Origin of the sequence: Streptomyces sp. rh34 (assembly GCF_002551245.1) — a bacterium.
Lineage (GTDB): Bacteria > Actinomycetota > Actinomycetes > Streptomycetales > Streptomycetaceae > Streptomyces.
In genome coordinates, this window is record NZ_NTGZ01000331.1 from 1 (window position 1) to 7,322 (window position 7,322).

Consider the following 7,322-nt stretch of genomic DNA (forward strand, 5'->3'; position numbering starts at 1 on the left):
AACTATACATAGTGCGTATACATGGCGTGCATAGTGGGGGTCCGGGGTCGCGAGAAGCCTCGGTGACCTGGGACGGCGTACGGCCGCATCGTGTGGACGGGCCGGCCGGCGGGCAGCCCGTCGACCGCCACCAGCCGGCCGCGGGCGGCCCGGTACGCAACGACGGTCGACGGGCTGCCCGCCGGCCGGCCCGTCCACACGATGCGGCCGTACGCCGTCCCAGGTCACCGAGGCTTCTCGCGACCCCGGACCCCCACTATGCACGCCATGTATACGCACTATGTATAGTCCTCGGCGTACCGCACACCTGTGCGGATTTCCCGCACAGAGGAGTGATGTGTCGTGCCCAGAAAGATGCCGTTGTCCAAAATGGGGTTGACCGCGGCGCTGGTGACGGCGCTCACACTGGCGGTGAGCGGCTGCTCGATGGACACCACGGCGCCGGGCTCGGCACGCGAGGAGGCGGCCTCCGACGCCAAGGGCTCGTTCGGGCCGGTGGACTGCCGCAAGGCCAAGTGCATCGCCCTGACGTTCGACGCGGGTCCGGGGAAGGACACGCCGAGGCTGCTGGACATCCTCAAGGAGAAGAAGGTGCACGCCACCTTCTTCCTGCTCGGCAAGCACCACGTCATCAAGCACCCCGACACGGTGCGGCGCATCGAGGACGAGGGCCACGAGGTCGCCAACCACACCTGGACCCACAAGATCCTGACCGACCAGGAGCCGGACAAGATACGCGCCGAGTTGGAGAAGACGCAGCTGGCCATCGAGAAGATCACCGGCAGGAAGCCCACGCTGATGCGCCCGCCGCAGGGCCGCACCGACGACACGGTCTCGGAGATCAGCAAGGACCTGGGGCTCTCCCAGGTGCTGTGGAGCGCCACCGCCAAGGACTACTCGACGAACGACTCCGCGCTGATCAAGAAGCGCATCCTGGACCAGGCGAGCAAGGACGGCGTCATCCTGCTGCACGACATCTACAAGGGCACCGTCCCCGCCGTGCCCGGGATCATCGACGCGCTCCAGAAGGACGGCTACACCTTCGTGACCGTCCCCGAGCTGATGGCCCCGGCCGTGCCGGAGCCGGGCACGATCTACCGCCCCTGACCGGCCGGACGGCACACGGAACGGCCCGCCCCCGTTGACTCGGGAAGCGGGCCGTCCGTACCGGTCGCGAACGAGAGGCCCCCGCGCCGCGCCCGTCACCGCGTGGCGGTCAGGCCGCGGCCGGGATCCTCTCCCCGGTCCTGGCCCCGCGACCGGCCGAGGCCGGGGCGAGGGCGATCTCCAGCACCTGGCGGACGTCGGTGACCGGGTGGACGTCCAGCTTCTCCAGCACCTCGGCCGGGACGTCGTCCAGGTCGGCCTCGTTGCGCTGGGGGATCACCACGGTGGTGATGCCCGCCCGGTGCGCGGCCAGCAGCTTCTGCTTGAGGCCGCCGATCGGCAGCACCCGTCCGGTCAGCGACACCTCGCCGGTCATCGCCACGTCCGTACGGACCAGCCGACCGGAGAGCAGCGAGGCCAGGGCGGTCGTCAGGGTGATGCCGGCGCTCGGGCCGTCCTTGGGGACCGCGCCCGCCGGGAAGTGGATGTGCACACCCCGGTCCTTGAGGTCCGCGACCGGCAGCTCCAGCTCCGCGCCGTGCGACCGCAGGAAGCTCAGCGCGATCTGCGCCGACTCCTTCATGACGTCCCCGAGCTGACCGGTCAGGGTCAGTCCCGACGCCCCGGTCTCCGGGTCGGCGAGCGACGCCTCGACGAAGAGGACGTCACCGCCCGCCCCGGTCACCGCGAGCCCGGTGGCCACGCCCGGCACCGCGGTGCGGCGCCCGGCCGGGTCCTGGGCGGACTCGGGCACGTGGTGCGGACGGCCGATGAGGCCGCGCAGATCCGCGTCGGTCACCGCGAACGGCAGCTCGCGGTCGCCCAGCTCGTGCTGGGCCGCGACCTTGCGGAGCAGCCGGGCCACCGCGCGCTCCAGATTCCGTACGCCCGCCTCGCGGGTGTACTCGCCGGCCAGCTTGCGCAGCGCCGACTCCTCCAGGGCGACCTCGTCCTTCTCCAGTCCGGCCCGCTCCAGCTGGCGCGGGAGCAGGTGGTCCCGGGCGATGACGACCTTCTCGTCCTCGGTGTAGCCGTCGAGGCGGACCAGCTCCATGCGGTCGAGCAGGGCCTCCGGGATGGCTTCGAGCACGTTGGCGGTGGCGAGGAAGACGACGTCGCTGAGGTCGAGCTCGACCTCCAGGTAGTGGTCGCGGAAGGTGTGGTTCTGGGCCGGGTCGAGGACTTCGAGGAGGGCGGCGGCCGGGTCGCCCCGGAAGTCGGAGCCGACCTTGTCGATCTCGTCGAGCAGGACGACCGGGTTCATCGAACCGGCCTCCTTGATGGCCCGCACGATACGGCCGGGGAGCGCGCCCACGTACGTACGCCGGTGGCCGCGGATCTCCGCCTCGTCCCGGACACCGCCGAGCGCGACGCGGACGAACTTACGGCCCATGGCGTGCGCGACGGACTCGCCGAGGGAGGTCTTGCCGACGCCGGGCGGGCCGACGAGGGCCAGCACCGCGCCGCCGCGGCGGCCGCCCACCACGCCCAGCCCCCGGTCGGCACGGCGCTTGCGCACCGCGAGGTACTCGGTGATGCGTTCCTTCACGTCGGCGAGGCCGGCGTGCTCGGCGTCCAGGATCTCCTGGGCGCCGCGGATGTCGTAGGCGTCCTCGGTCCGCTCGGTCCAGGGCAGTTCGAGGACGGTATCCAGCCAGGTGCGGATCCAGGAGCCCTCGGGCGACTGGTCGCTGGACCGCTCCAGCTTCTCGACCTCCTTGAGCGCGGCCTCGCGGACGTGCTCGGGGAGGTCGGCGGCCTCGACGCGGGCCCGGTAGTCGTCGGACTCGCCCTCCGGGTCGCCGTTGAGCTCGGAGAGCTCCTTGCGTACGGCGTCCAGCTGGCGGCGCAGCAGGAATTCGCGCTGCTGCTTGTCGACGCCGTCCTGGACGTCCTTGGCGATGGATTCGGCCACGTCCTGCTCGGCGAGGTGCTCGCTCAGCCACTGGATGGCGAGCTTCAGCCGGGCGATCGGGTCCGCGGTCTCCAGGAGCTGGACCTTCTGGGCGGTGCTGAGGAACGGCGAGTACCCCGAGTTGTCGGCGAGCGCGGAGATGTCGTCGATCTGCTGGACCCGGTCCACGACCTGCCAGGCTCCGCGCTTCTTCAGCCAGCTGGTGGCGAGTGCCTTGTACTCCCTGACCAGCTCGGCGGCGGATCCGGGCAGGGGGTCGGGGGCGACGGTTTCGAGCACGGTCCCCTCGACCCAGAGCGCCCGGCCGGGCCCACTGGTCCCCGCGCCGATGCGCACCCGGTCGCGGGCCCGGATGAGTGCGCCCGGGTCGCCGTCCGACAGGCGTCCGACCTGCTCGACGGTGCCGAGGACGCCGGTCCCCGTGTACGTACCGTCGATCCGCGGGACCAGCAGCACCTGGGGCTTGCCCCCGCCGGGACGGGCGGCGGCCTGCGCGGCCTCGACGGCGGCGCGCACCTCGGTGTCGGACAAGTCGAGCGGCACCACCATGCCCGGCAGGACGACCTCGTCGTCGAGCGGCAGCACGGGCAGGTCGATCGGTGTGAACGCCTCGGACTCGTTAGTCATGATCTCCCCTTCGGCAGGCAAGTTGAGCTATGTGGACTCAATGCTCCTGAGCCGCCGAATGTTCCCCAACCCTTGTTCGCTCTGAGCGATCAGACGCTTCCCGATGCTCCGGACCGTCCTCCACGCCCTCCCGGCGGGGCGGTGCCGGAGCGGCCCTCCGTGTACGGGAGCGCCGTGGGACGGACCGTTGTTCCCCACCCCCGGCGGCGGGAACCGGCTGGCCCTCGACCCGGGCGGCGGGACAGGATGACGGACACCGAACCGCCACGACCGGAGACCGGAGAGCCACCCGATGCCCGCCATGCCCGCGACGCCCGCCCCCGACCCGATGCCGACGCGTTCCGCCGACACCCCCGTCGTCCTCGACCGCCGCGAGGGGCCCTTCGGCGAGGTCGTGCTGCGGGGGCGCGGGGAGCACTTCGAGATCATCGCCAACGGCTGCTTCCTGATGGACACCTCGGACGGGCGTTCCGAGCGGCTGCTGATCGACGCCGCGCTGGCCGCCCTGCCCGCCGCGCGGACCGCGCCCTCGGTGCTGATCGGCGGCCTGGGCGTCGGGTTCTCGCTGGTACGGGCCGCCGAGGAGGAGCGCTGGGGCCGGATCGTGGTCGTGGAGCGGGAGCAGGCGATCGTGGACTGGCACCTGGCCGGGCCGCTGGACCGGATCTCCGGTCCGGCGCTGGCCGACCCCCGGACCGGGATCGCGCACACGGACCTCGTCACCCACCTCCGTACCACCACGGAGCGTTACGACGCGCTGTGCCTGGACATCGACAACGGGCCGGACTGGACCGTCACGGAGGACAATGGAAGCCTCTACTCCCCCGCCGGCCTGGCGCACTGCCACGACCGGCTGACCCCGGGCGGAGTGCTCGCCGTCTGGTCCGCGCAGCCGTCGCCGGACTTCGAACAGGCGTTGCGGAATGCCGGGTTCAGCGGGGTAAGGACGGAAGAGGTGGCCGTTGCCCGAGGTGTGCCCGACGTGGTCCATCTCGCACTTCGGGCGGCCTGATCCCCCCTCCCGGTATGCGTGGACCGGCGGCGGCACGGGTCAACCGGCACAAGGCCGACGATCCGGCCGCCCGGTCGGCGTGAACGCGCGCCTCCGGGAAACACCCTGCGTAGCCGGAAGCCCTCCGCTGCCTTTACGCTGCTGACCGGCACACGGGATCACCCACGAAATCCACGAGCGAAAACCGTGCCTCCGGGAGAATGGCTCCCGCGAGAACGGGCAGGGGCGGGGCGATGGAACAGACACACACCACCCACAACGGCGTCGCGGCCACCCCGGGGGCTCAGCGCCGGGTGCTGGTGGTCGAGGACGACGCCACGATCGTCGACGCCATTTCCGCCCGGCTGCGGGCGGAGGGCTTCCTCGTGCAGACCGCGCTGGACGGCCCCGCGGCCGTGGACGCGGCCGAGGCCTGGCAGCCCGACCTGATGGTGCTCGACATCATGCTTCCCGGCTTCGACGGCCTGGAGGTCTGCCGCCGGGTGCAGGCGCAGCGCCCGGTACCGGTGCTGATGCTCACCGCACGGGATGACGAGACCGACATGCTGGTCGGGCTCGGGGTCGGCGCCGACGACTACATGACCAAGCCGTTCTCCATGCGGGAGCTGGCCGCCCGGGTGCACGTGCTGCTGCGCCGGGTGGAGCGGGCCGCGCTGGCCGCCGTCACCCCGCGGAGCGGGATACTGCGTCTGGGCGAGCTGGAGATCGACCACGCGCAGCGCCGGGTCCGGGTGCGCGCCGAGGACGTCCACCTCACGCCCACCGAGTTCGACCTGCTGGTCTGCCTCGCCAACACCCCGCGCGCGGTGCTCTCCCGGGAGCAGTTGCTGGCCGAGGTGTGGGACTGGGCGGACGCCTCGGGCACCCGCACGGTCGACAGCCACATCAAGGCGCTGCGCCGGAAGATCGGCGCGGAGCGGATCCGTACCGTGCACGGCGTGGGCTACGCCCTGGAGACCCCCGCGCCATGACGCGGCCAGGGTCCGGACTGCGGCCCTTCTCGATCAAGGCCAAGCTCGGCACGCTCGTCGTCATCTCGGTGTTCATCACCACGGGGCTGCTGATCGTCGCGTTGCGGACCCGTACGGAGTTCCGCTTCATCACGGTGTTCTCGGTGATCGCCACACTGCTGATCACCCAGTTCGTGGCGCACGGTCTGACCGCGCCGCTGGACGAGATGAGAGCGGTGGCCCGGTCCATCTCGCACGGCGACTACACCCGCCGGGTGAGCGGCGCCGGGCGGCGGGACGAGCTGGGGGACCTGGCGCAGACGATCAACCGCATGGCGGACGATCTGGAGGCGGAGGACCGGCATCGAAAAGAGCTGGTCGCCAATGTCAGCCATGAGCTGCGCACCCCCATCGCGGCGCTGAGAGCCGTACTGGAGAACGTGGTGGACGGGGTGTCCGCCGCCGATCCGGAGACGATGCGCACGGCGCTGCAGCAGACGGAGCGGCTCGGCCGGCTGGTCGAGACGCTGCTGGACCTGTCGCGGCTGGACAACGGGGTGGTGGCGCTCAAGGCCCGCCGCTTCGAGGTGTGGCCGTATCTGTCGGGCGTACTGAAAGAGGCCAATCTCGCCGCCTCCCACCGACGCCTGTCGTCGGGTTCGGGCAATCACTCCCGTACGGATGTCCATCTGCATCTGGACGTCTGGCCGCCGGAGCTCACCGCGCACGCGGACGCCGAGCGGCTGCACCAGGTGGTCGCCAACCTCATCGACAACGCGGTCAAGCACAGCCCGCCGCACGGCCGGGTGACGGTGCTCGCGCGGCGCGGCGCCTCTCCCGAATCGCTGGAGCTGGAGGTCGTCGACGAGGGGCCCGGCATCCCGGAGGCGGAGCGCCACCGGGTGTTCGAGCGCTTCAACCGGGGCCAGGTGCCCTCCCCGCACGGTCCGGGAAGCGACGGCGGCACGGGACTGGGGCTGGCCATCGCCCGGTGGGCGGTCGATCTGCACGGCGGTCGGATCGGAGTGGCCGAATCCGCGAAGGGCTGCCGCATCCAGGTCACCCTCCCGGGAATCTCCGAGCCGCGCAGTTGACGGCGCGGTTGACATAGGGTCGAACCGGAAGGGCACGTTCAATGGTGTCCTGCCTGCGAGGGGCCTCAAAGGGATCCGGTCGGACGACCGTATCCACGGTCCCGCGTACCCGAAGTGCAGTGGAACCTCGCTTGTTTCCCGCCATTTCCTGCGCCGAAACCCGCCTTCCGATGTGATGTGCACAACGAAGCACCGGCCCGGTCTGCAAGGAACGGTTCGGGGGGCGTAGCCTTGATTTCCGCTGTCCATCACCTTGTGAAGCGGAAGAGGGCGGTTGCCGCCGTGTCGTCTCAGTCCCCCAGTAACTCGAGCATCTCGACCGATCAAGCCGGCCCGGGTACGAACCCGGCCGCCGCGTTCGGTGCCAATGAATGGCTCGTCGACGAGATCTACCAGCAGTACCTCCAGGATCCCAGTTCCGTCGATCGCGCCTGGTGGGACTTCTTCGCCGACTACAAGCCGGGTGCCTCCGGCACGGCGGAAAAGCCCGTTCCCGGCGTCGCACCGGTGACCGAGGCGCCCGCCGCCCCGGCAGCGCCCGCCCCGGCAGCGCCCGCTCCGGCGGCCGCTCCAGCCGCTCCGGCTCCGACGAAGGCCTGTCTCTTATACACATCTCT

The 7,322-nt window shown here is 71.1% G+C and carries 6 protein-coding genes; 5 read left to right on the forward strand and 1 reads right to left on the reverse strand.

The genetic code is table 11. The annotated features are described in order from the left end of the window. Nucleotides 1-354: 354 nt before the first annotated feature. Nucleotides 355-1,107, forward strand: a complete 753-nt coding sequence (locus CR470_RS34235; RefSeq protein ID WP_179892468.1) for a polysaccharide deacetylase family protein — start codon at nt 355-357, stop codon at nt 1,105-1,107. A 109-nt stretch (nt 1,108-1,216) separates the two neighbouring features. Here CR470_RS34235 and lon read toward each other — a convergent pair whose 3' ends face one another. Further along, nucleotides 1,217-3,649 carry an endopeptidase La gene (gene lon, locus CR470_RS34240; protein WP_097871328.1) on the reverse strand — a complete coding sequence of 811 codons (2,433 nt, stop codon included), beginning with the start codon at nt 3,647-3,649 and terminating at the stop codon, nt 1,217-1,219. A 301-nt stretch (nt 3,650-3,950) separates the two neighbouring features. On the opposite strand from lon, the gene CR470_RS34245 reads away from it, so the two are divergent. From CR470_RS34245 to CR470_RS34260, 4 genes are all read left to right on the forward strand, one after another. Next, complete coding sequence (locus tag CR470_RS34245; protein ID WP_257139015.1) at nt 3,951-4,661, forward strand: spermidine synthase; 711 nt, start codon at nt 3,951-3,953, stop codon at nt 4,659-4,661. A 233-nt stretch (nt 4,662-4,894) separates the two neighbouring features. After that, nucleotides 4,895-5,632, forward strand: coding sequence for a response regulator transcription factor (locus CR470_RS34250; RefSeq protein WP_030079431.1), 738 nt, complete (start codon nt 4,895-4,897; stop codon nt 5,630-5,632). Next, the gene (locus tag CR470_RS34255; protein WP_097871330.1) at nt 5,629-6,705 is read left to right on the forward strand and encodes a HAMP domain-containing sensor histidine kinase; all 1,077 of its coding nucleotides are present in this window, start codon (nt 5,629-5,631) and stop codon (nt 6,703-6,705) included. Before CR470_RS34250 ends, CR470_RS34255 begins: the two co-directional genes overlap by 4 nt. 282 nt (nt 6,706-6,987) lie before the next feature. Beyond that, nucleotides 6,988-7,322 (forward strand): 2-oxoglutarate dehydrogenase E1 subunit family protein (locus CR470_RS34260; protein ID WP_179892467.1); only part of this gene is annotated, 335 nt, incomplete at its 3' end.

Bases quoted from the DNA above. Each gene is read 5' to 3' on its own strand.
- CR470_RS34235 (WP_179892468.1), top strand. From the start codon at position 355: ATGCCGTTGTCCAAAATGGGGTTGACCGCGGCGCTGGTGACGGCGCTC.
- lon (WP_097871328.1), bottom strand. From the start codon at position 3,649: ATGACTAACGAGTCCGAGGCGTTCACACCGATCGACCTGCCCGTGCTG.
- CR470_RS34245 (WP_257139015.1), top strand. From the start codon at position 3,951: ATGCCCGCGACGCCCGCCCCCGACCCGATGCCGACGCGTTCCGCCGAC.
- CR470_RS34250 (WP_030079431.1), top strand. From the start codon at position 4,895: ATGGAACAGACACACACCACCCACAACGGCGTCGCGGCCACCCCGGGG.
- CR470_RS34255 (WP_097871330.1), top strand. From the start codon at position 5,629: ATGACGCGGCCAGGGTCCGGACTGCGGCCCTTCTCGATCAAGGCCAAG.